The sequence below is a fragment of the Aureispira anguillae genome (assembly GCF_026000115.1).
Taxonomy (GTDB): Bacteria; Bacteroidota; Bacteroidia; order Chitinophagales; family Saprospiraceae; genus Aureispira; species Aureispira anguillae.
In genome coordinates this window covers 4162377-4186683 of sequence record NZ_AP026867.1, presented here as the reverse complement: position 1 = coordinate 4186683, position 24307 = coordinate 4162377, and the positions used below count along the sequence as shown (strand labels likewise).

Sequence of the window (24307 nt, the reverse complement as noted above, 5' to 3'; positions counted from 1 at the left end):
TCAAATTAATAGAATAATGTTATACTGGTTAGCTGAAATACTGGATGTTAGACTTTTTCAATACTTGACTTTTCGAGCGGGTATAGCTGTTTTAATTTCGCTGTTAATTACCTTGGTTTTTGGCAAAAAAATTATTGGATTGATTCAGCGAATGCAAATTATTGAAAAGCAGCGAGCATTGGGTTTACCAGGGGAGGAAACGAAAGCCAAAACTCCTACGATGGGGGGGCTAATGATTCACATGGCTATTTTAGTGCCTTGTTTATTATTGGCAGATTTGACGAATGTTTACATTCAAATGATGTTGCTAACCACCCTATTTATGGGGACGGTTGGTTTTGTAGATGATTATATGAAACTGACCAAGGGGAAAGATGGCTTGGCGGGGCGTTACAAGATCTTGGGGCAAGTAGTCTTAGGGGCTATTATTGGTTCTGTGATGTTGTTTCATGATGATGTAGTTGTTCGAGTAGATCAGGCAACAGCAAAGGAATATGGTTATGAAATTGTAAAAACTGTACCTGTAGAGCGATTTGCTAGAAATAGCAATGGGGATAAAATAACCTACAAGGAAGATATGTATTATGTCAAAACAACCATGACAAATGTGCCTTTTTTTAAAGGGAATGAGTTTGACTATCAGTACTTCTTGTGGTTTCTAGGAGAGAATGCTAAATATTGGGTTTGGTTAATTTTTGTACCTTTTGTTATCGTTATTATGACTGCGGTATCAAATGCTGCGAACTTAACCGATGGGATTGATGGCTTGGCAGCAGGAACTTCGGCTATTATTGGTGCAGTATTAGGCTTGTTTGCTTATGTGTCAGGAAATAATGTTTTAGCAGAATACTTGGGAGTACTTTATGTACCTCATGTGGGGGAGTTGGTTGTTTTTTCTGCTTGTTTTTTGGGGGCTTGTATTGGCTTTTTGTGGTACAATGCCTATCCAGCAGAAGTATTTATGGGGGATACGGGGAGTTTGGCATTGGGGGGAATTATAGCGGCCTTAGCCATTATGATTCGCAAGGAATTATTAATTCCATTGTTGTGTGGCATTTTTGTGGCAGAAAACCTGTCTGTGATGCTGCAAGTAAGTTATTTTAAATATACCAAAAAGAAAACTGGAACAGGGAAGCGCATTTTCTTGATGTCTCCTTTGCACCACCATTTTCAGAAGAAGGGAATGCACGAATCTAAAATTGTTGCTAGATTTTGGATTGTTGGGGTGTTCTTGGCGGTATTAACAATTATAACATTGAAGGTTAGATAATATAAAAAGCATGAGCAAGGTAAAAAACATAGTAATATTAGGTGCTGGCGAGAGTGGGGTAGGGGCAGCTATGCTTGCTCAAAAGGAAGGATTTGCTGTGTTTGTTTCTGATGCAGGGCAAATTGCCGAGGTATATAAAAAAAGATTGAACGAGGAAGGGATTGCTTATGAAGAGGGAGGACATAGCAAACAGCGCATTTTAGAGACAGCGGATCTAATTATTAAAAGCCCTGGTATTCCAGATCATATCGATTTTATTCAGGAATTAAAAGAAAAGGGCATCGAGTTAATCGATGAGTTGGAATTTGCAAGCCGTTATACCAAGGCTAAAATTATAGCAATAACAGGAAGCAATGGAAAAACCACAACGACAAGATTAATTCATCATATTTTGGCGGTAGCTGGTTTAGACGTAGGAATTGCAGGAAACATAGGTTTTAGTTTGGCAAAACAAATCGCTCAAAAAGATTGTGCTTTTTATGTGGTAGAAGTAAGTAGTTTTCAATTGGACAACATGACTACTTTTAATCCAGCAATAGCAGTATTGTTAAATATAACTCCTGATCATTTGGATCGATACGATTATAAATTAGAACAATACATTGCTTCTAAATTTAGAATTGTACAAAATGATCATGCAGAACAAGTTTTTATATACAACAAAGCAGATCATAACATTCAATATGGGTTTGAACATTATTATAAGGGAGAAGAACGAGCTCTAATTCCTGTGTCTATAGGAAAAGAGGAGCAAGAAACAGAATGGTTGACCGTGCCAGAAATCGCTTTTAAAATGCCAATATCTGCCTTGACAATTAAGGGGCGACACAATTATTTTAACATTCATTGTGCCATTCGAGCGGCTAACAAAATGGGAATTTCTAATGAGACTATCATGGAAGGACTTCGCACCTTTGAAAATGAGCCCCATCGTTTAGAATCGGTTATTGTCCTTAACGAAGTGGAATACATTAACGATAGTAAAGCAACCAATGTAGATGCTGTTTATTACGCTTTGGAAGCGATGGATAAACCTATTGTATGGATTGTTGGCGGTATAGATAAAGGCAATGACTATACTTCTTTATTTGCTTTGGTCAAAGAAAAAGTTCGTGCTATTGTTTGTTTAGGAAAGGACAATAGTTTGATACAAAAAGCTTTTGAGCCCATTCATGAGATTATTGTAGAATCCAGAAGTATGGGAGAGGCCTTAAAGATCGCTAGTTTGTATGCAGAGCCAGGGGATGCTGTTTTATTGGCACCTGCTTGTTCTAGTTTTGATCTATTCGAAAATTACAAAGCAAGAGGCAATCAATTTAAAGATTTATTGTTCGAACAGCACAAAATTATGACAGAGGGCATACAGGTGAATTTAACCCTCAATATTAACATGAATCCAGTTGACCATCAATCGGACAATTGATACAAAATAACATTACTCAGCTAAAAATTGGCAGAGGATTAAAAATAAATAATGGACGTAAAATTTATACAAACCAAAGTCGGCGCACTTTTACAAGGCGACAAAGTAATATGGTTGGTCATTGGTTTACTAGCTATATTTTCCGTGCTAACTGTTTATAGTTCAGCAGAGGCTTTGGCATTACGTACAGGAGTGGATACAGAATCATTTTTGGTAAAGCATATTGTTTTGCTCTGTGCAGCTATGCTATTGATTTATATTTGCCACATGGTAAATTATGTGAAATATGGGCGATTATCGGTTATTTTTCTGGTCATAGCAGTTCCTTTGCTGGTTTATACCCAATTATTGGGGGAAACCTTAAATCAGGCAACTCGTTGGATTAAAATTCCTTTTATTGGGGTGACGTTTCAAACCTCAGATTTTGCCAAGATTGCGTTAATTATGTACACGGCTAGAACCTTGTCGTTGATGCAGAGCAAAAAGGTAGCGTTAGGAGAATTAATCATTCCTGTGTTGTTAGTTTGTGGCTTAATAGCACCTTCTGATTTGTCTTCTGCCTTAATTTTATTTTTTACTTGTGTCCTATTAATGTTTATTGGTCGAGTAGAAATGAGGAATGTATTTTCCTTAATGATGTTAGGAGTAGGAGCTTTTGCTATTTTGATTATGCTTTCTGAGTTTTTCCCCGATTCTATACGAGTTGGAACATGGATTAGTCGTTTGAGGGATTTTTGGTTGGGAACAACAGGAGATCAGTTTCAGGTAGAACAGGCGCAAATGGCCATTGCACAAGGAGGCTTTTTGGGCGTAGGGCCAGGAAATGCACAGCAAGCGCATTTTTTGCCACACTCTTATTCTGATTATATCTTTTGTGTTATCGTAGAAGAATATGGAACGGTTGGAGCAATGGTAATCATTGGACTTTATATTACTTTATTATTGCGTTGCATTCGTTTGGTAACCCGTAGCCCCAAAGCATTTGGAGCGATGTTAGCTTTAGGTTTGTGTTTTAGTTTGGTCATTCAGGCCTTTGTACACATGGCGGTTAATGTGAATTTGTTGCCAGTAACAGGGCTAACGTTGCCATTTGTAAGCATGGGGGGAACTTCGCTTTTATTTACAGGAATTTCCTTAGGAATTATTCTTAGTGTTAGCAAATATATAGAAACAAGTGTGGGAGAAGGCTCCAAAACAAATGATGCAAATCAAGTCGCTTTGGACAGTTAAAGAAGACGAATTATAGGCACAATCTTTTAATGATAAAAAATGAAATTAGACGGACTTAAAAAAATCTATTTTGTAGGGATTGGAGGAATTGGAATGAGTGCTTTGGCACGCTATTTTAATAGCTTGGGAATAGAGATCTTTGGGTACGATAAAGTAGAAACAGTTCTTACAAAAACATTGGAACAAGAAGGAATGAAGATTCATTATGAAGATAATGTATCTCTAATTCCAAATGGGATTGATTTGGTGGTTTATACGCCAGCTATTCCAAAAACGCATCAAGAATTGACGTATTTCTTGGAGCAAGGCTATCCAGTCAAAAAACGAGCAGAAGTATTGGGAATTGTTTCCAGAAATCGGAAAACAATTGGAGTGGCAGGAACACATGGCAAAACAACAACTAGTGCTATTTTAACTCATCTGTTGCGTACTTGTGGGATTGATTGTACTGCTTTTTTGGGAGGAATTGCTGAGAATTTTAATTCTAATTTTGTTGCAGGAAAGTCAGATTGGGTGGTCATGGAAGCAGATGAGTTTGATCGTTCTTTTTTGCAGTTAAATCCAGAGTTGGCAATTGTTACATCCATGGATGCAGATCATTTGGATATTTATGGCAATAAGGAAGCCATGCACCAAACTTTTTTTGATTATGTCAATCAGGTTAATCATACGGTTTATTACAAATATGATTTGCCATTAAAAGATCGAAAAAAAGATCACCTTCAATTGGAAAATTATGGCATAGAGGAGGGAGGTATTCGTGCAACGAATATTCGAGCAGAAGCGCCTTATTTTATTTTTGATTGGGAGGGGATGGGAACCGTGTTAAAAAACTTAAAATTTAGCTTGCCAGGACATCACAATGTGTTGAATGCAACGGCTGCAATTGCAGTGGCTAAACAATTAAATTGTGAAGAAGATAAAATTCGTGAAGCCTTGCTTTCTTTTAAGGGAATTAAGCGCAGATTTGAGTTCAAATATACTAGTGCCAATCAAGTTTATATCGATGATTATGCCCATCACCCTGAAGAACTAAAAGCAGCCATTGGCGCAGCTAGAAATTTGTATCCAGATCGGCAAATAACAGCAGTTTTTCAGCCTCATTTGTATTCTAGAACAAAGGATTTTGCTCAAGAGTTTGCGGCTGCTTTAGACGCTTTGGATGAGGTTATTTTGTTGGATATTTATCCTGCTAGAGAGCTGCCTATAGAAGGGGTTACTTCGGCAATTATTTTTGATAAAATGCAAAATAAGAATAAAGTGTTGCAGAAAAAAGAAACACTTTTAGAGACGTTAGCAGCAAAAGAAATAGAGGTTTTAATGACCTTAGGAGCAGGTGATATTGGGGTTTTAGTGCCTGATATTGTAAAAATATTGGCTAAAAACTAAAAAATTAAAATTTAAAGGAACTATTTAAAGATTTGTAACATAATATATAGAGTTCAAATTTTTAGATTAATTATAATATAAAAAATACAAAATAAGAAAAGCAAATGATGAACGTGCACCCCAAAAGAATGTCATGGATTATTAAGCGACTATCATTGATAGTAGGGGGGCTTGCTGTTTTATTATTGGTGATAGCAGCGGTTCAATATCGCAAAAAGAGCGTTGTTGGAGAAGATGGATTGACCATTACAATTGTTGAAAATGAGGTGCAAAATAAATTTGTAAGAGAGCGAGATGTGACAGAAATTTTATTTCGTGAATTTAGGCATGCTATTGTAGGACAGCCTTTGGAGTTGATCGATATTGAGGAAGTTGAAGAAGTGCTAGAGTCGGACATCTTTATTAAAAATGCAGATGTTTATATTGATGCTTTAAATAATGTTCACATTACGATCGAGCAGCGTGTCCCAATTGCACGAATTATGGACGAGGAGGACCCTAGTTATTATCTGGACGAGGATGGGGCAAGGGTTAGAACTTCTCCTAAGTTCACAGCAAGAGTTATGGTGGTAACTGGCAAAATTGGACATTTTGATGATAATTATTTAAATATTCCTCATCATCGTCTAAATAGAACCTTTAAGTTGATTCAATTTATTGAGCAACACCCATTTTGGAAGGCTCAATTCGAACAAATACATATTGATCATAGTGGCGAAGCTACTTTGATTCCGAAGTTGGGAGATCATAAAATTAAGTTTGGGGCTCCTGATGAAGATATAGAAGACAAGTTTCATCGTTTGGAGGTGTTTTACCACGATGGATTGCCTGTAGAGGGATGGAGTAAATTTAAGACCATTAACTTGGCTTTCAAAGGTCAGGTAGTGGCCAAAAAAAGATGATACAAAAGAAATGTTGTCTTAAGGTTTTGCCTTGATGACTACTCAAAACAAAAAAGATAAAGAAACCAAATAAATTGCGGATTATTATGGAAAATCAAATTGTTGTCGCTTTAGACATAGGAACTACCAAAATTTGCGCTATGGTAGGGCGCAAGGACAAGCATGGCAAATTAGAAATACTTGGAACTGGTAAAGTAGAATCAGTGGGTGTTTTAAGAGGTGTGGTGTCTAACATTGAAAAAACGGTGAAGGCTATTTCTGATGCCATTGCTGAGGCAGAACGTCGTTCGGGAGTAGAAATTGGCGTTGTTAATGTAGGGATTGCAGGACAACACATCAAGAGTTTGCAACACCGTGGTATTTTGACTCGTGATAGCTTGCACGATGAAATCTCTCAAGAGGATATTGATGATTTGATCTCAGATATGTATAAGTTGGTTTTGCCTCCTGGTGACAAAATTATCCATGTAATTCCTCAAGAATATATTGTGGATAATGAGCAAGGCATTGTTGATCCTATTGGAATGTCTGGAATTCGTTTGGAAGCAAATTTCCACATTATTACAGGACAAACAACAGCTACCAAAAATATAGCTAAGTGTGTACAAAAGGCAGGCTTAGAAATGGCCTCTTTGGCCTTAGAACCGATTGCTTCTTCTTCTTCTGTTTTGAGCGAAGAAGAAATGGAGGCTGGGGTTGCTTTGGTTGATATTGGAGGAGGAACTACCGATTTGGCGATTTTTCACGAGGGTATTATCCGTCATACGGCAGTGGTGCCTTTGGGGGGAAATATTATCACGAAGGACATCAAAGAAGGCTGCAATGTGATGGGACACCAAGCTGAAAAATTAAAAGTAAAGTTTGGCGGTGCTATGGCAAATGCTGTTTCTGAAAATAGAATCATTACAATTCCTGGTTTGAGAGGGCGTTCACACAAAGAAATTTCTGAAATTAATTTGGCACGCATCATTCAAGCACGAGTAGAAGAAATTTTGGATTTAATTTATTGGGAAATCCGCCGTTCAGGTTATGAGCGTAAGCTAATTGGTGGAATTGTTCTAACGGGTGGTGGTGCCTTGTTGCGCAATATTACCGATTTGGTAGAATTGCACACAGGAATGTCTGCTCGTATGGGAATCCCAACAGAACGCCTAGCTCATGGTTATGACCAAGAAATTACGAGCCCGATCTATGCTACTAGCATAGGGCTAATCCTAAATGGATTTAAAGAATTGCAACGTGGTTATAACTACGAAAGTTCTTCAGACTATAGTTCCAATGCGGTTCCTGCTACTCAAAGCAAACAAACAGTAGAAGTAGAGGAAGGGAACAAATGGTATGAAAAAATATTTAAACGCACCAAAGAGTGGTTTGAAGCTGAGCCAGATGGTGACCTTTAGCCGATTAAGAATTAAGAATTAAAAACATTCTTAATTCTTAATTAAGGATTCTCTCAGAGAATTTTTATATTTGTAGTTTAAATGAAATTTTAAAGCGGAGAAGGGTTGTCCCTATAATCCGTATTGGCGCAAGCCCTCGAACTTGTAACATAAAGGTAATTATTATGAAATTCGATATGCCAGATGATTCAAAGCCAATAATCAAAGTAATTGGAGTTGGTGGTGGTGGTAGCAATGCGGTTAACTACATGTACCACAAAGGTATTGAAGGTGTTGACTTTGCTATTTGCAATACAGATAATCAGGCCATGAACCTTAGTGCGGTTCACAACAAAATTCAATTGGGACCAACCCTGACAGAGGGGCGTGGTGCAGGATCTAAACCTGTCATTGGTAGAGAATCTTGCATAGAGTCTTTGGACGATGTGAAGCAATACTTCAATGATGGAACCAAAATGCTGTTTGTTACAGCAGGAATGGGTGGTGGAACTGGAACTGGTGCTGCTCCTGTTATTGCTAAGGCTGCTCAAGAATTGGACATTCTAACGGTAGGAATCGTTACGGTTCCCTTTACTTTTGAAGGGCGTAGACGTATGAAACAAGCAATGGAGGGTCTAGCAGAGTTGAAAAAGAATGTGGATACCTTGATTGTGATTTCTAATGATAAATTGCGTAAGATTCACGGAAATCTAAACCTTAGTGAAGCTTTTTCTAAGGCTGATGATATCTTGATGACTGCTGCCAAAGGTATTGCTGAAATTATTACCGTTCCTGGTTATGTAAACGTCGATTTTGAAGATGTTAACACGGTTATGCGTGATTCTGGAGTTGCGGTTATGGGAACGGCTACGATGGAGGGCGATGATCGAGCACTTCGTGCTGTTGAAGCTGCCTTGCAATCTCCTTTGTTGGAAGACAATGACATTAGAGGAGCTCAACATATCTTGCTTAACATTACTTCTGGTACCAAAGAAGTAACCATGGATGAGGTATTTGAAATTACCGAATATGTTCAAGAAGAAGCAGGTTATGGTACAGACCTTATCTGGGGGAATTGTTTTGATGAATCTTTAGGAGAGCAAATTTCTGTTACTGTTATCGCAACTGGTTTTGAAACTGGGCAGACGGTAAAGAAAGTAGCTGCTAAAGAAGAACGTCCTGTTGAAAAGAAGGTTCGTGTTTCTTTGGATGAAGAGGACGAAAGAACGACTACTAAGCCTTCGTCAACTTCCTTTTTTGACAAGGATTTAGAAGATAACTCTGAGACAATTGAGTTCAATTTTAGTAAAAAAAAACAAAGTGGTAACAAGCCGAAGTATTCAATTGAAAAAGAACCCTTTGTAAAGCCTAATATTCAGAAAGAAGAGCCTAAAATTGTAGAAAAAACAGAAACACTGGAAGAACGCAGACAACGGTTGAAAAATTTGAGCGTAAAACTGAATAATCCAGAGGTTTTGAACGAATTGGAAAACAAACCAGCTTACCTCCGCAAGGGTATTTCTTTGGATAATGTTGAACATTCTTCAGATTCTAAGGTTTCTCAATGGACAATTTCGGATGATGATGAACCCGAAGTAAAGGACAATAACTCTTTTTTACACGATAATGTAGATTAATTACGGCGCATTTTTTTGCGATAAATATAATTTTTAAGCGGTCATCTTGAGTATCAATAACTCTGGATGACCGCTTTCTTTTTGTTGCGGAAAATTTATTAAATCAGAAGAAATTTAATTTTGGTTTGATAGTCAATTGTTTGTGCATTTTACTTCTTAAAAAGAAAAAAAAAACGCCCAATCAATACCATTAAGAAAAGTAAAACATTAAGGAAATGTTAAAAAAATGGTATATTGGTCTATCCAATTTGATGCATTTTTATCTAAATGCATGTTCCATTAAATTTCTCATTTGTTTTAAAGGATTCTTTTCTACTGTATAAGTTGACTAGCATCGTTGAGTTTTTTATTGAGGAACCAATTAGGGGATATCCATTTATTAGATTTGAATAGTTTATGACAGAGATTAATTATAATAATAAAATATTTAAAGTAATTGTTAACCACGATAATGGAGCTGTTACAAGTGGAACTACTTTTTATTATAGACAACGTGGAAATGTGGTTTGGGGGACTTACGAGGGAGGAGGAATTGAGATTGGTACGATAACGGGTAAGGTCTTAGAGAATGGCAAATTAAACTTTAATTATCAGCATGTAACAGAAGCAGGGGAGTTAATGACAGGGTTTTGCGAATCTACACCAGAAATCCGTTCCAATGGGCGCATTCGATTGTTTGAGAAATGGAGGTGGACTTGTGGGGACCATTCTGAGGGGATGTCGATCATCGAAGAAGTTGTTGCCATGGGCTAGCTTATGTTGTCATGCTAAAAAATAAATTTTCGAGAATCTATTTTTTAGCATGATTTCTTAATCCCTTTTGGACTAGCCTTTTATAGCTGTATGATTGGTTTACTCTGACCAGCGATAGCTTTCTAAATTAAAACCTGCCAAATCTAATATCCGATCAACAACAGTGGCAACAACTTCCTCAATAGTTTGGGGTTTGCTATAAAAAGAAGGAACCGCAGGACAAATAATTCCACCCGCCTCAGTGATGGTTTTCATATTATTGATATGAATAAGATTATAGGGCGTTTCTCTAGGAACGACAATTAGTCGGCGGCGCTCTTTTAGAACAACATCCGCTGCACGAGTAATTAAATCATTTGAGATACCCATGGCAACCCTAGCCAATAAACCCATAGAACAGGGGCAAATAATCATGGTATCGTATTGGGCTGACCCAGATGCAAAAGGAGCAAAAAAATCGTTTTTATCATAAAAATCAAAGGGATATTGCTCATAGTTGTTGTTATCTAGCTCCAATTGCCAATTTAATTTAGCATTATCACTAAGCACAATTCCGACCCGTTCAAGCTGGGGTTGAAGGTCTACTAATTTGTCTAATAGGACTTTCGTATAAATGGCACCACTAGAACCTCCAACAGCAATTATTAGTTTCTTCATTTTTTTTGTTATTTTTGGAATTGTTTTTGACTTCTATTAAGAATGGATGAATAGTTTTAAGGATTTCTAAAGCTAACTTTTATCGGTAATATAATTCGATTTTTTAATTGAATAAATTAAACTGAAAAATTAGTTGTATTGGCAGATTGCGAATTTAGAATGATGCTTAGAACAAAGCGTTCAATATTGTTATACCAATAACAGTACTTCAAGATAGATACAGATAGAACAATTTGGGAAGATTTACTTAAGACATTGTTTAAGGATTAATAAAGAAATCTTAAATTTTGAAAGAAGTGCAACTTCTACTATAAAATAGAGTTTTATTTGCATGATGAATTTAATCATGATAGGTAGTTCTCTCATGCTTATTTCTTATTTAAAGCAAAATAAAGTTTTATAAAACGAGCAAAATATGAAAAAGATTTTACTTAGCATTTTTACCTTTTCTTTCTTTATGGCAGCTTATGCCTTTACTATTGTTCCCTCAGACAGTCTTAGTCATGTAGAAGGAAAAAATGTGAAGTGGATGACATGGGATGAAGCAGTACAGGCTGCTGCTGCTGCTAAAGCAGCAGGAAAAGAACCTAAAAAAGTATTTGTAGATATTTATACAGATTGGTGTGGATGGTGCAAAAAAATGGATAGTGAAACATTTGAACAGCCTAGAATATCAGCTTACCTTAATAAGTATTTTTATCCTGTAAAATTTAATGCCGAGCAAAAGGAACCGATTACGTTCGATGGAAAGGTTTTTAAATACATTTCAAATGGACGTAGAGGCTATCACGAATTAGCGGCAGCTTTATTGGCTGGCAAAATGAGTTATCCAACCGTTATTTTCTTGAATGAAGATTTCCAATTGTTGCAACGAATACCAGGCTATCTAAACATACCTACATTTGATATGATTATGCATTATTTGGCAGAGGAACATTATCTCAAAACTCCTTGGGCTGACTTTCAGAAGGCTTATCAGACAGGACACAAAAACATGGCATCACCAACTACCAATAACACAAATCACTAATGACCAAAAAGGTTTTATTAACAGGGGCATCTGGCGTTTTAGGATGGAATTTTTGCAAAAAAATGCTAAACGACTATGAATTAGTGGGGACTTTTTTTAGAAATCAACCTACTGATGTCAATATAGAATGGAAGCGAATTAATCTTTTGGAGACGACCCAAATTCCTGCCTTGATCGAGGAAACCAAACCAGATGTTGTCGTGCATTTGGCAGCGATTGCTAATGCTAAGTTTTGTGAACAACATCCTGCACTTAGTCATCATATTAATGTGTACACCTCTGTTGCCTTAGCAGAAGCTACCAAAGGGGCTGGCATACCAATGATTTTTTCTTCGACAGACTTAGTGTTTAATGGAAACTCAGCTCCTTATCAAGAGGACGATTTTTGTTATCCTCTATCTCAATATGGAATGCAAAAACAGACAGCAGAAGAGCTTCTTCTTAATGATTTTGAGCATGTTTTTGTAGCAAGATTCCCCTTGTTGTTTGGGCCATCTCCTGAGTATGCTACTAATTTTTATACCCTAACGATTGATAAATTAAAAGAAGGGGAGGAAATTTATGTTTTTACGGATGAATACCGTAGTATGATTAGCACAGAAATTGCAAGTGAATGGCTTCAAAAGCTAATTAATTATAGCTTGGATGACACAATACCAGAAAATAAGAAAGAACGCTTGTTACATGTAGGAGGAAAGGAGTCTTGTTCTAGATATGATTTTACCTTAAAATTAGCCGCCAAACTCGGATTAAACGAAGCGCTTATTATAGCTACTCAACAAAAAGAATTAGAATTAATTCCCCCACGCCCATCAAATGTTAGTTTAGACAGTAGCTTAGCGAATGATACTTTATTGTATATTGCTCCTAGTTTGGATGAGCAATTGGCGCAATTGTAAACAAGCAACTTTTGTAGCGTTTAAGGTTGAGAAAGGTTATTTTTAGACTTTTTTCTATACAATTCGTTATCTTCGTGGTATTAATCATTAATACTACTTATTAGAAAAATGAACAAACAAACTTTATTTTTATTTCTTGCCTTTGCTTGTCTATGGACAGCCTGCTCTAAAAGTATTTACAATCCCAAATCACCTGAATATGCTCCAATTGTAGAAATGACCACAACCTATGGTGTCGTAGAAATGCAATTGTATGCTAGTACTCCTAAGCATAGAGATAATTTTGTGAAGTTGGTAAAACAAGGATTTTATGATAGTTTGTTATTTCATAGAGTCATTAACAATTTTATGATTCAAGGAGGCGATCCTGAATCTAAGGGGGCTGCACCCAATGTAATGTTAGGAAATGGAGGACCAGGTTACACCATTCCTGCCGAATTTGTTGATTCTCTCATTCATCTCAAAGGTGCCTTAGCGGCTGCTCGAATGGGGGATGCTGTCAATCCTAATAAGGAATCTTCAGGTTCACAATTTTATATTGTTCAAGGACAAAAGGTAAAACCTGCTATTTTAAAACAAATGCAGGCTCGTAATAACATAAAATATACCGAAGAACAGCAAAAGGCCTATGCAGAAATAGGGGGAACTCCTCATTTAGATGGTAGTTATACCGTGTTTGGACGTGTAATAAAGGGCTTAGACGTTATAGATAAAATAGCTGTAGTGCAAGTTAGAAATAGCAGACCTATTAAGGATGTGATCCTAAAAATGAAGCTTAAAAAAGGCTAATTATTTCCGAGTGGCTATAATTAAAAAAACATCTTTTACTCCCACAGTAAAAGATGTTTTTTTTTTGAAAATTGCTAGAAAGATAAGGATTCACATGTATTCCCATTCATGTGAACCCTAAATCACCCCAATTAAAACCCAAATTTATCATTATGGTGTTTTGCGGAGAGAAAAGATAAGGATTCACATGTATTCCCATTCATGTGAACCCTAAATCACCCCAATTAAAACCCAAATTTATCGTTATGGTGTTTTGCGGAGAGAAAAGATAAGGATTCACATGTATTCCCATTCATGTGAACCCTAAATCACCCCAATTAAAACCCAAATTTATCGTTATGGTGTTTTGTGGAGAGAAAAGATAAGGATTCACATGTATTCCCATTCATGTGAACCCTAAATCACCCCAATTAAAACCCAAATTTATCGTTATGGTGTTTTGCGGAGAGAAAAGATAAGGATTCACATGTATTCCCATTCATGTGAACCCTAAATCACCCCAATTAAAACCCAAATTTATCGTTATGGTGTTTTGCGGAGAGAAAAGATAAGGATTCACATGTATTCCCATTCATGTGAACCCTAAATCACCCCAATTAAAACCCAAATTTATCGTTATATTAAAGCATCCATTTTAGCAAGAGAGAAAGATAAGGATTCACATGTATTCCCATTCATGTGAATCCTAAATCACCCCAATTAAAACCCAAATTTATCTTTAATAATTATTATCACTTGTTGATACGCTTAAGTATAAGCTAAACTGGTGCCAATAAAATAAATATTGTTTTCCAGTTGTTTATATATTATTGTTTTTTGTATTTTGTTCCAAAATGGAATAGAATATCTAAAATGGAAAGAAAAACAAGAATTTTATAATGGAAATATAGTCGTACAAAGTGTGAGGCAACAATATAAAACCGTTTGCTTTGTGAGCACATAAACGCTAGTGCACGAACTAAAAGCAATAGATACAAGGCTAACTAGCAACATAACTAATCGTTAGAGAGAGAATGTTTGCTAAAAGGAGCGGAGAGATTACAAATCGTCAATGTTTAACAATCGGCGGCGGATATCCGCTAGAATAGCATCTAAGGCATTCGTTCTAAATGTCTCTTCTTCTATTTCTGTAAGTCGTTTGGATTTATTTTTCTGGCTTTGGCGAAAATAATCTTCTGTCAAGCTGACAATATTGGGGAAATAAGTAGCGGTATAATTTATTTCTACATTAGAATAAGTCGTTGAATTAATTAGGGTAATAAGACCATTCAAATCTGGAGCAATGAGTTTTAGGGTGTCTTGGGCGAGTCTTTCAGGATCTACTTGAAGCCCATTTTTTTCTAAGAGATGATCGTGGATATTTTTTTCTATATAATCTTCATATTTAAGTTCCATTGTTTTTATACGAGCAGCTGCATCTAATGCTTTATTTTTAGCATCTTTGTTTCCTGCAATGGCAACAAGGATTAAAATTCCGATAAAACCTAACATTATGTACAACAACATTGTTATTTGTTTTTTGTAACAACGCTCTTTTGATGGATGAAATAACCAATTCAAAGAGCGTTGCTAAAGTATTTTACTAGGTACTAATAAATCAAAAAAAGAACAAACAATAGAGTTTGTGAAGTTCTTATAAAGACTTGTTATTCCTCTACCCAACCCTTTGTTCTTTCTACTGCTTTTTGCCAATTGGCGTAAAGCTTATTTCGTTGTTCTTTTGGCATTTGTACGTCAAAAGCTCGATTGAGTTGCCACCTATCTTTGATTTCTTCTTTTGTCCAATAGCCCACTGCTAGCCCTGCTAAATAAGCTGCCCCTAAAGCAGTTGTTTCTATAATTTGAGGGCGTTGAACAGGAGTATCTAGAATATCTGCTTGAAACTGCATCAAGAAATTATTGGCAGAGGCACCACCATCTACTCGAAGTGTTTGGAGGTCAATACCAGAATCTTTTTCCATGGCTTCTAAGACATCACGAGTTTGGTAAGCCAAAGATTCCAACGTGGCTCTAATGATATGATACTTATTACTGCCCCTAGTTAAGCCAAAAATGGCCCCTCTTGCATACATATCCCAATAAGGAGCCCCTAGACCAGCAAAAGCGGGCACGACATAAACCCCTCCATTGTCACTAACTTTGCTTGTAAAATATTCTGAATCGGGGGCAGAATCAAGAACTTTCATTTCATCACGTAGCCATTGAATAGCTGCACCAGCAATAAAAACCGAACCTTCTAGCGCATATTCTACTTTACCATCAATTCCCCAAGCAATAGTAGTTAATAATCCTGCTTTAGAATGAATGATTTTTTCTCCTGTATTCATGAGCATAAAACAACCTGTTCCATAGGTGTTTTTTGCCATTCCTGCTTGATGGCAGCCTTGCCCAAATAAAGCAGCTTGTTGATCACCAGCCATTCCACTAATGGGAATAGCTGCCCCCAAAAGCTGTGCCGTAGAAGCGCCGTATATTTCACTAGAAGGGCGAACTTGTGGCAATAAATTAGCAGGTATATTTAGCGTGTCGAGCATAAATTGATCCCACTCCAAGGTCTGAATATTATAGAGCATTGTTCGAGAAGCATTGCTATAATCACTAGCATGAACTGCTCCCCCCGTCAAATTCCAAAGCAACCATGTATCAATTGTACCAAACAGCAAATCCCCCTTTTCGGCAGCAGCTCTAGCCCCTGCTACGTTTTCTAGAATCCAATGCAGCTTAGTCCCTGAAAAATAGGCATCGAGCACTAAACCCATGTTTTGATAGACATAATCGGTTAATCCTTGCTCTTTTAGTTGATCGCAGAAGTTAGCCGTGCGTCTGTCTTGCCATACAATAGCATTGTAAATTGGTTTGCCTGTATGTTTGTTCCACACAACCGTAGTTTCACGCTGATTGGTAATGCCAATTGCTTTAATATCCGAAGCTGATAGTTGATTTTTTTTGAGTACCGCTTGTGCTACTGCTAGTTGTGTTTGCCAAATTTCATTGGCATCATGCTCCACCCATCCTGATTGGGGATAAATCTGTTTGAATTCTTGTTGTTCAACGGCTAAGATATTGCCATCTTTATCAAAAACTATGGCTCTAGAACTGGTCGTACCTTGGTCTAATGCTAGTATCATTGTTATCTATTAATTGTTATAAACTTATTAAAAGGATGGACAAGATGGAACATTGCGAAACAATTCTATCATTGTAGGAACTTAGTTTTGCAAGAACATCTATTGCCCTTTTCTTACTTATTATCAGCAAATAAATAATTTTGATTAAATTAAGACGAATTCTTATTTTTACAAAAGAACGAATCTGAAATTTTTAGATTAAGCCATAATATTCATTCATCTAGTTGATCAATAACTACCAGAGCATGCGAGGAACCTTAATACTATGGATTGGAGTACTACTAATTGCTAATCCTTTATGGGCGCAGGAAGATTGTTTGAACGACCCTTCTTGCCAACATACCAAATCTATGCTGCTGGAGGCAAATCGTCAATGGGGCAACCAATCTAGTGGAATAAATACAAACAAGCGATGTGATAGCTTGGATATTTTGCATTATACGGTTGCATTGGATATGACCAATCACGAAGGGGCATTTGTAATGGGAAGTTGTGAGATTCATTTTAGAGCAAAAAAAGATGGTGTTGATGAGTTGCCACTCGATCTATTACGAATGGAAGTGGATTCTGTTTTGATGGATACACAACCGTTATCTTATCATTATAATGATACTTTATTGACCCTTCAGTTGGCGCATCCTTTGACAAATGGAGAGGAGAAACGGGTAACGATTTATTATAAAGGGAATCCACAGGAAGACGAAACGTGGGGTGGTTTTTATTATAAAGGAGACTATGCTTATAATATGGGAGTAGGATTTGCTGCTGATCCTCATAATTATGGAAGAGTTTGGCACCCTTGTTTTGATAATTTTCGAGAACGAGCCACTTATACGTTTCACATTAAGACCAAAAGCGACCAGCGGGCGCATTGCAATGGTTATTTACAAGCCGAAAATACACTAAATGGGTTCACTACTCGAACTTGGCAACAAAAAGATCCTATTCCAACCTATTTGGCTTGCATTGCAGTAGGAAATTATACCACAATTAAACAGAGTTATGACAGCCCCAATGGGCTTGTGCCAATTGAATTGGTGGCCAATGCAGCCGATACGGCTAATTTAAAACAGTCCTTTCAACATCTTAATCAAGCAATTGCTGCCTATGAATATTGGTATGGTCCGCATCGTTGGTCAAAAGTAGGCTATTCTTTGGTTCCTTTTCGTTCAGGCGCAATGGAACATGCAACCAATATAGCTTACCCTATTTCGGCAGCGAATGGGACGCTAAAGCGGGAACATTTGATGGTTCATGAATTGGGGCATAGCTGGTGGGGGAATTTAGTGACCTGTGCTACGGCAAAAGATATGTGGATTAATGAGGGAATGGCTTCTTATAGTGAAGATTTATTTTGGGAATATACCTATGGTTGGAACCGTTATATCAACGATGTAAAAAAGAATCATTATAGAGTATTGGGCATTGCGCACCAACAAGAGAAGGGCTACCGCCCAATTGCTGGGGTCCCACATGAGTATACTTATGGAATGCACGTTTATAATAAGGGGGCTTCTGTTGTACATAACATGCGTTGGTATATGGGAGATACCGCTTTTCGTAAGGGCTTGCATTATATCACTAAAAATTATGCCTTTAAGAACTTGACCAGCGCTGGTTTTCGAGATGCTTTAACAACTGCTACAGGAATTGACATGGGGGCATTTTTTGACGATTGGGTATTTAGGGGAGGTTTTCCTCATTTTGAAGTGGAGGAATTTACTACCGTACCTGAAGGCAACGATTATAAGGTAACACTTGCTGTTCGACAAAAATTAGTAGGGCGTACCATTTATTGCAAAGCGGTGCCCTTACAACTCACTTTTTTGGATGATAACTGGAACAAACATAGCGCTATTATTCAAGTTTCTGATGCCTTAGATACGGCTACTGTTTTAGTACCTTTTTTGCCAACTTCTATTATTGTTAACGAGGAGCATCGGCTTAATCAAGCACGTTATGATGAACAATTAATCGTAAGAGCTGCTGATAGTATAAAAGCAAAATTGCAATATCGAGAAGTGGGAATTGATAATTTATGGATCAAAGAACAGAGCGATTCTGCGTGGTTGCATCTCGAACATCATGTTGTTGCACCATCTACTAATAAACTGCCTAAGGGCTATACCCTTTCTAAACAGCATTATTGGACGATTGATGGAGTCTTGCCTCATGATTTTGATGCTGAAGCAATTATCGCAGAACATGGAAAGTTAGATGCTGATCTAACCCAAAAGGTAGGAGTGGATAGTTTGGTGTTGTTATATCGCCCCAATGTTAATGCTGCTTGGCAGGTGCACCCTAATTTTATTCGAAGCTTTTTTTTGGGGAAGACAATTTTTGCCTTTACTTTGCTAAAAGGGGATTATGCTTTGGCTAATGGTCCCGTTAAGCCTCAATACTTTGAAGCGCAAAAGAAAATCAATTTTCTTCAATTTGATTGGTCTCAAACAAAGCATGCACTTCGTTTGAATATTGGAGTAACAGGAATTCAAAAAACTTGCGTAGAACTGTACAATCTAAAAGGGGAGCGTTGTTATGAAAAACTGGTAACGCTTTCAAAAAAAGCTAAGTACATCAATATCCCGACTCAAGGAAAAGCATCAGGGGTATACTTTTTAAAGTTGAGAAATAGTAAAGGGAAACTAATAAAATCAAAAAAAATTCACTTAGATTAAGGAGAAGGAGATTACTTAATCTAAAACACAAAAGAATTTTGGCAAATAAAACATTTTATATTGTAGTTTGTTGCAGGAGTAACAACGGGAAAAATTAAAAATAAAACCATTATGCATCAATCAGTGCTTAGTTTAGTAATTCTATTAATTGTAATGACTTGCAGTAGTTGTGGAACAGCTCAAAAATTGAGCAAAAAACAAATGGAAGCTCGCATCTCTACTTTGGAGCAAGAAAATAGACAAATGAGACATGAATTGGAATTTATAAAATTTCAAATTGAAAGATTAGTAGAGACACTTCCCCAGCCAGCTAAAGGTGCTGGTGCTCATCAAGGAGGGGCTCGCCCTTTGAATCATCAAGGGGGCTCTAGTCAGGTGGCAGCCAATGCAACTGCATTAGTGTTTGAAAAAACAATCCATGACTTTGGGAAAATAAAGGAAGGCGAATCGGTAACCTATACGTTTAAATTTAAAAATACAGGAGAGCATCCATTGATCATAAGCAATGCCAGAGGGAGTTGTGGTTGTACAGTTCCCAAGTGGCCAAAAGAGGCGATTGCTCCAGGAGAAGAAGGAGAGATTCAAGTGATTTTTAACTCTAGAGGAAAGAAGGGAAAGCAGCATAAATCAATAACATTAACAGCGAATACAGATCCTGCAAATACTCGTTTGTACATCAAAGCAGAGGTCGGTTCATAGAACTATACAATAAAATGGCAAAGCGAAATTACATTCCTCGTCAACCCAAAGGTCATGCAGCACCTAAAGATGGGGACGTTGAGTTTCACGACTTAGGATTTAGCACTTCTACTATAAAAAATCGCAAACGATTTGTGAATAAAGATGGTAGTTTTAATGTGCTGAGAAGTGTTGGAATTGTTCGGGACCTTCATGTGTATCATTCTTTGGTCTCTATGAAGTGGTCTAGTTTTATGGGGGTAACTTTGTTGTTTTATTTTATGATCAACTGTTTTTTTGCCTTGTTGTATTTACTTAATGGAATAGAATACCTTGGAGGGGCAGAAGAAGATGGAGTCAATGCTTTTTGGACGGCGTTCTTTTTTAGTGTGCAAACCTTGACAACAGTAGGGTATGGTAGCGTTAGCCCAATGGGGTTTGTGGCCAACTTGATTGCAGCGATGGGAGCTTTGACAGGATTAATGGTCTTTGCCTTGGCTACAGGTTTGTTATTTGCACGTTTTTCTATGCCAAGCGCTAGTATTTTATTTAGTGAAAATGCTATTATTGCTCCTTACAATGAAGGGAAAGCATTGATGTTTCGATTGGCAAATAAGCGTAGAAATATGTTGACTAATTTACATATTGAAGTCATAGCTGCTTGGGTGGGACGTGATAAAAGTGGTCGAGAAAAACGAATCTATCGCCCTTTAGAATTAGAACGGGATAAATTAACGATGTTGCCATTAAGTTGGACAGTTGTGCATCCATTAGAAGAAGATAGTCCAATAACTATTTGCGCCAAAAATGGTTGTGATAAAGTCGATTTAGAGCTTATTGTTATTTTGGAAGGATATGACGATACTTTTGCAAACATTATCCGTGCTCACAGCTCTTATAAATACAACGAGATTATTTGGAACGCTAAATTTGATCCTGCGTTTTATTTTAATGAATATGGCGATACAGTTTTAGAACTAGATAAATTGAATCAATTTACCTTGATAGATTAGTTGCTTTTCGTCCTCCCAATAAAAATGCAATGGGTAGGAGTAACAACTCAATAAGAGGTCTTGCAATGGTAATTAGGATAGACAATAGAGCTGCTAAACTATAAAAAAATATAGACGGCGTTGGTGGTATTGCTGTTTGGTGGCAAACTAACGTTGGGATTTGTTTGAAAAATATTGGAACAGGGGTTTCAAGGTATAAATTGATGTGTTGCCTAAATTGTTTTTCTTGTCGATAAGCCGTGATTTCCATGGGATGTTGCCAATAAGCATATTGTAGCGCAGCTTTCCACCGTTTTCTATCTTTAATTAGTGCCTGATAAAGCCCTTGCAAGTACCAACCCAAATAATAATGCATAAATTTTCGATTAAAACCCCAGCCCTTGGCTTTTTCCCCCATACTATTTAGTTCGTGATATTGTTGAATATGCAAGGCTTCATGAACTAAAATAGAAAGGCGTTGGTCAGTGGTCATGGTATTTGGGGTTCTAATGTAAATGTTTAGGTATTGACTACTGTAAGAATGGGGGAGTGCTGTGCCAATAGCAAAAGTATGTTGCATAAACCAAGGCATCCTATAATTGCATCGTACGTACTCCCAATCAATATTAGGATACATTTGTTCTAATAATTGACGTTCTTTCAGTTTGAGAGCAAAAGAAGGCGGGAAAACACTATCGTATAATAGCTGACCAAATCCCATAATTATTGTTTTAGTGAATGGGCTAAAATAGCTTCAATAGCTTGTAAAGAAGTAGTGTTAGCACCTAAAATATAACGGTTATTATTTTTTTTTGAATAAAGCAATCCCGACATTTTGACACGATTTGCAATATGATCTTGCGTGTTTTGTATGGCTTGTTCAAGAATAACTTTTATGCGTTCAAATTGTTCACTGTTGATCCTTACGGTTGCGGGTTCTCCTCCACTATAAAAACCACTAGAACTCCATTTTCTAGTCATGGGATCATATTGAATAAGGGAAGTGGTTATATAATAAGTATTCGCACTACCATCTATATAGCTATAAATTGTTCCTTGGGGGGCTTGGGTAGATGATGGTAATAAATGATCTAAATCCATAATGTAAAATTAATCGAAGTACACTGTAAGTTAATAGTAATTCGTTATTGGGAGGCGTTCTTAGCAACCAACTCATGCTTCTTCCTTTAAATTACTAGAATTAATGCAAATTGTCTATTTTTTACGGACTTTTGATAAAGCATTGTTGAGGCTTTTGTAAATTTGCAATCTGATTCGAGCGAATTTTAGTTAAGCAATCAATTTTGCTGAATGACTTGAGTTGTGGTGACGAACTTATGGAGCACCTTAACAAAATGTCCTTTGTGAGTATTTATTGTATCAACTGCTCTAAGAATCATGCCCCAAAAAAACGAGAGGTATTCTATCAAAGCACAAGAACTATAATTAAGTAGATATGTTAAATAAAGAAAAAATTACAGCAAGATTTCAAGCATTACAAGATCGTATTTGTGAAGGCTTGGAAAAGTTAGACGGTTTGGGCAAATTTCATCAAGATTTATGGGAACGCCCAGAAGGGGGAGGAGGACGTACTCGCCTGATTCAAAATGGCAATGTTATCGAAAAAGGAGGCGTAAATTTTTCAGCAGTAGAAGGCGATATGCCTGCCAAATTGCTCGAAGTATTAAAAGTAGAAACAGCGCATGATGAGCCAATTACTTTTTATGCGACAGGTGTTTCTATTGTGTTGCACCCTCGCTCTCCAATGACACCTATTATCCATATGAATGTTCGTTATTTTGAAATGAGCAATGGGCTTTGGTGGTTTGGCGGAGGAATTGATTTAACCCCACATTATATTGATGAACAATTGGCCAGCGATTTTCATCAACAACTAAAAGAGGTCTGTGACCAACATGACAAAAATTATTATCCAGAATTTAAAACGTGGGCCGATAATTACTTCTTTATTCAGCATAGAAATGAGACACGTGGCATTGGAGGAATCTTTTTCGATCGCCTGAAAGCAGATGCTAATCATACCAAAGAGCAACGTTGGGCATTTGTACAGGATGTTGGAGATGCTTTTGTTGATTTGTATCGTCATCAAGTGAACCAAACGAGAGCATTGGAGTATGAACAAAATGAAGTAAATTGGCAACGTTTGCGTAGAGGACGTTACGTGGAGTTTAATCTGGTTTGGGATAGAGGAACTAAGTTTGGGTTAGAAACCAATGGACGTACAGAATCTATTTTAATGAGTTTGCCTCCTCAGGCAGATTGGGCTTATTGTTATGAAGCTAAGGAAGATTCACCAGAAGCTGAAACGTTGGCGCTGCTCAAAAAAGATATAGATTGGGTCGGAAAAAAACTATCTGTGAAGTTGTAACAATGTTTATTGCACACAAAATCGTTTCCCTTAAAGTATCAATGCATTATTAGAGCAACTCTAATAATGCATTGAGCTTATTTAGCCTTCGTTATTCGACTCCTTTTTATCTAAACTAAAATTATTCGTCACAAGGATTGTTGTTATCCTTTACATTACTTTCATCGAATAATGGGTCATTTCCATTTCCTTGTGGGGTAGTACCTCCACCTATCCATGTTCCTTTAAAGCAAACGTAGTTATCTCCATTTATATCCCATTTTATAGCTGGATCACTACTACTAATACTCAATCGAGTCCATTTGTCAGGGCAACAGGTATTATTACTGTTCGCTGTTAATTCAGAATTGGTTACAGTTGGTGAAACTTCGTTATTCTTTGTTGCAAAACTCATTGCAAAGATACTAGCTAGAGTAAGTGCTAAAAATATAGGAAAACCTTTCTTTAAAAACTTCATAATTATTATTTTTATAATTGGGTAAATTGAAGAATAAATAAGCCTATTATATAGGATGAAAAGAAGTTTTACTAAGGTAAAGGAAAAATACACAAAATTAAATTTTTTAAGACATAAAGTGCTGTGTAATAAGTAATTAGATATTGTTTGTTTTAGTTTTAAAAGAAAAAAGCATGAAGAAACAGCACATTAATCTAGCACATTCGGATAGAGATTACCTAAAGACCTTATTGTCGAAAAGTAGATTAGAAATACGGAAACAAAAACGAGCTTATGCCTTGTTAGAATTGGATAAAGGAAAGAGCTATCAAGATGTTTCTAAACGGATAAATATAAGTTATGTAACAATCTCTAGTTGGGCAACCAAATACAAGTCAGGTGGCTTATTTTTTTTGGATGACAAACCTAGATCTGGTCGCCCAAGTGAGTTAGGAGATAGAGAATTAGCAAAAATTGCAATTCTAGTTGATAGTAAACCACCAGAAGGTCATACGAGATGGAGTTTACGCCTCTTAGCGAGTAGAATTGTTGAGCTAGGAATTGTGGATTCTATATCCTTTAAGCAGGTTGGACTATTACTAAAAAAAATGGGTTATGATTTGGGGAAGGACGTATAACGAACCAATC

At 36.8% G+C, this 24307-nt stretch carries 22 protein-coding genes; 16 read left to right on the top strand and 6 right to left on the bottom strand.

What is annotated here, in order from left to right; all coding sequences use genetic code 11:
* Window positions 1–16: 16 nt before the first annotated feature.
* The 8 genes from mraY to AsAng_RS16435 all read left to right on the top strand — a co-directional run bounded on the left by mraY (window position 17) and on the right by AsAng_RS16435 (window position 9983).
* Window positions 17–1270: a phospho-N-acetylmuramoyl-pentapeptide-transferase gene (gene mraY / locus AsAng_RS16470; protein ID WP_264788201.1), complete on the top strand. Its 1254-nt coding sequence runs from the start codon at window positions 17–19 to the stop codon at window positions 1268–1270.
* A 10-nt stretch (window positions 1271–1280) separates the two neighbouring features.
* Window positions 1281–2693, top strand: coding sequence for a UDP-N-acetylmuramoyl-L-alanine--D-glutamate ligase (gene murD / locus AsAng_RS16465; RefSeq protein WP_264788200.1), 1413 nt, complete (start codon window positions 1281–1283; stop codon window positions 2691–2693).
* Window positions 2694–2744: 51 nt separating this feature from the next.
* Window positions 2745–3923, top strand: a complete 1179-nt coding sequence (locus AsAng_RS16460) for an FtsW/RodA/SpoVE family cell cycle protein (RefSeq protein WP_264788199.1) — start codon at window positions 2745–2747, stop codon at window positions 3921–3923.
* A 39-nt stretch (window positions 3924–3962) separates the two neighbouring features.
* A complete protein-coding gene (murC, locus tag AsAng_RS16455) occupies window positions 3963–5312 on the top strand; it encodes a UDP-N-acetylmuramate--L-alanine ligase (protein ID WP_264788198.1) in 1350 nt (449 codons plus the stop codon).
* A 104-nt stretch (window positions 5313–5416) separates the two neighbouring features.
* The gene (locus AsAng_RS16450) at window positions 5417–6214 is read left to right on the top strand and encodes a cell division protein FtsQ/DivIB (protein WP_264788197.1); all 798 of its coding nucleotides are present in this window, start codon (window positions 5417–5419) and stop codon (window positions 6212–6214) included.
* A gap of 86 nt (window positions 6215–6300) precedes the next feature.
* Window positions 6301–7614 (top strand): cell division protein FtsA, encoded by a 1314-nt coding sequence (gene ftsA, locus AsAng_RS16445; protein WP_264788196.1) that lies wholly within the window; start codon window positions 6301–6303, stop codon window positions 7612–7614.
* 164 nt (window positions 7615–7778) lie between these two features.
* A complete protein-coding gene (ftsZ, locus tag AsAng_RS16440) occupies window positions 7779–9230 on the top strand; it encodes a cell division protein FtsZ (protein ID WP_264788195.1) in 1452 nt (483 codons plus the stop codon).
* Window positions 9231–9626: 396 nt separating this feature from the next.
* Window positions 9627–9983 carry a hypothetical protein gene (locus AsAng_RS16435; RefSeq protein WP_264788194.1) on the top strand — a complete coding sequence of 119 codons (357 nt, stop codon included), beginning with the start codon at window positions 9627–9629 and terminating at the stop codon, window positions 9981–9983.
* A gap of 99 nt (window positions 9984–10082) precedes the next feature.
* On the opposite strand, the gene AsAng_RS16430 is transcribed toward AsAng_RS16435, so the two are convergent.
* Window positions 10083–10640, bottom strand: a complete 558-nt coding sequence (locus tag AsAng_RS16430; protein WP_264788193.1) for a UbiX family flavin prenyltransferase — start codon at window positions 10638–10640, stop codon at window positions 10083–10085.
* Between the two features lie 415 nt (window positions 10641–11055).
* Between AsAng_RS16430 and AsAng_RS16425 the strand changes: the two genes are divergently transcribed.
* From AsAng_RS16425 to AsAng_RS16415, 3 genes are all read left to right on the top strand, one after another.
* Window positions 11056–11670 carry a thioredoxin family protein gene (locus AsAng_RS16425; RefSeq protein WP_264788192.1) on the top strand — a complete coding sequence of 205 codons (615 nt, stop codon included), beginning with the start codon at window positions 11056–11058 and terminating at the stop codon, window positions 11668–11670.
* On the top strand, window positions 11670–12569 hold the full coding sequence (locus AsAng_RS16420; RefSeq protein ID WP_264788191.1) for an SDR family oxidoreductase: 900 nt from the start codon (window positions 11670–11672) through the stop codon (window positions 12567–12569). The genes AsAng_RS16425 and AsAng_RS16420 overlap by 1 nt, the downstream gene beginning before the upstream one ends.
* Before the next feature lie 108 nt (window positions 12570–12677).
* Complete coding sequence (locus AsAng_RS16415) at window positions 12678–13358, top strand: peptidylprolyl isomerase (RefSeq protein WP_264788190.1); 681 nt, start codon at window positions 12678–12680, stop codon at window positions 13356–13358.
* 1038 nt (window positions 13359–14396) lie between these two features.
* Here the strand turns inward: AsAng_RS16415 and AsAng_RS16410 are convergent.
* Window positions 14397–14864: a hypothetical protein gene (locus AsAng_RS16410; RefSeq protein WP_264788189.1), complete on the bottom strand. Its 468-nt coding sequence runs from the start codon at window positions 14862–14864 to the stop codon at window positions 14397–14399.
* 140 nt (window positions 14865–15004) lie between these two features.
* Window positions 15005–16486, bottom strand: a complete 1482-nt coding sequence (gene glpK / locus AsAng_RS16405; RefSeq protein ID WP_264788188.1) for a glycerol kinase GlpK — start codon at window positions 16484–16486, stop codon at window positions 15005–15007.
* 245 nt (window positions 16487–16731) lie between these two features.
* Here glpK and AsAng_RS16400 point away from each other — a divergent pair, with 245 nt between their 5' ends.
* From AsAng_RS16400 to AsAng_RS16390, 3 genes are all read left to right on the top strand, one after another.
* Window positions 16732–19164 carry a M1 family aminopeptidase gene (locus tag AsAng_RS16400; RefSeq protein ID WP_264788187.1) on the top strand — a complete coding sequence of 811 codons (2433 nt, stop codon included), beginning with the start codon at window positions 16732–16734 and terminating at the stop codon, window positions 19162–19164.
* 111 nt (window positions 19165–19275) lie between these two features.
* Window positions 19276–19863: a DUF1573 domain-containing protein gene (locus AsAng_RS16395; RefSeq protein ID WP_264788186.1), complete on the top strand. Its 588-nt coding sequence runs from the start codon at window positions 19276–19278 to the stop codon at window positions 19861–19863.
* Window positions 19864–19877: 14 nt separating this feature from the next.
* Complete coding sequence (locus tag AsAng_RS16390) at window positions 19878–20855, top strand: ion channel (protein WP_264788185.1); 978 nt, start codon at window positions 19878–19880, stop codon at window positions 20853–20855.
* Here AsAng_RS16390 and AsAng_RS16385 read toward each other — a convergent pair.
* Window positions 20839–21555, bottom strand: a complete 717-nt coding sequence (locus AsAng_RS16385) for a hypothetical protein (protein ID WP_264788184.1) — start codon at window positions 21553–21555, stop codon at window positions 20839–20841. The two genes, AsAng_RS16390 and AsAng_RS16385, sit on opposite strands and share 17 nt — an antisense overlap.
* 2 nt (window positions 21556–21557) lie before the next feature.
* A complete protein-coding gene (locus tag AsAng_RS16380) occupies window positions 21558–21935 on the bottom strand; it encodes a hypothetical protein (RefSeq protein ID WP_264788183.1) in 378 nt (125 codons plus the stop codon).
* Between the two features lie 355 nt (window positions 21936–22290).
* Between AsAng_RS16380 and hemF the strand changes: the two genes are divergently transcribed.
* Complete coding sequence (hemF, locus tag AsAng_RS16375) at window positions 22291–23223, top strand: oxygen-dependent coproporphyrinogen oxidase (protein WP_264788182.1); 933 nt, start codon at window positions 22291–22293, stop codon at window positions 23221–23223.
* Window positions 23224–23344: 121 nt separating this feature from the next.
* Here the strand turns inward: hemF and AsAng_RS16370 are convergent, their stop codons facing one another.
* A complete protein-coding gene (locus AsAng_RS16370; protein WP_264788181.1) occupies window positions 23345–23680 on the bottom strand; it encodes a hypothetical protein in 336 nt (111 codons plus the stop codon).
* A gap of 173 nt (window positions 23681–23853) precedes the next feature.
* Here AsAng_RS16370 and AsAng_RS16365 point away from each other — a divergent pair, with 173 nt between their 5' ends.
* Window positions 23854–24297: a helix-turn-helix domain-containing protein gene (locus AsAng_RS16365; RefSeq protein WP_407655302.1), complete on the top strand. Its 444-nt coding sequence runs from the start codon at window positions 23854–23856 to the stop codon at window positions 24295–24297.
* Window positions 24298–24307: the final 10 nt, after the last annotated feature.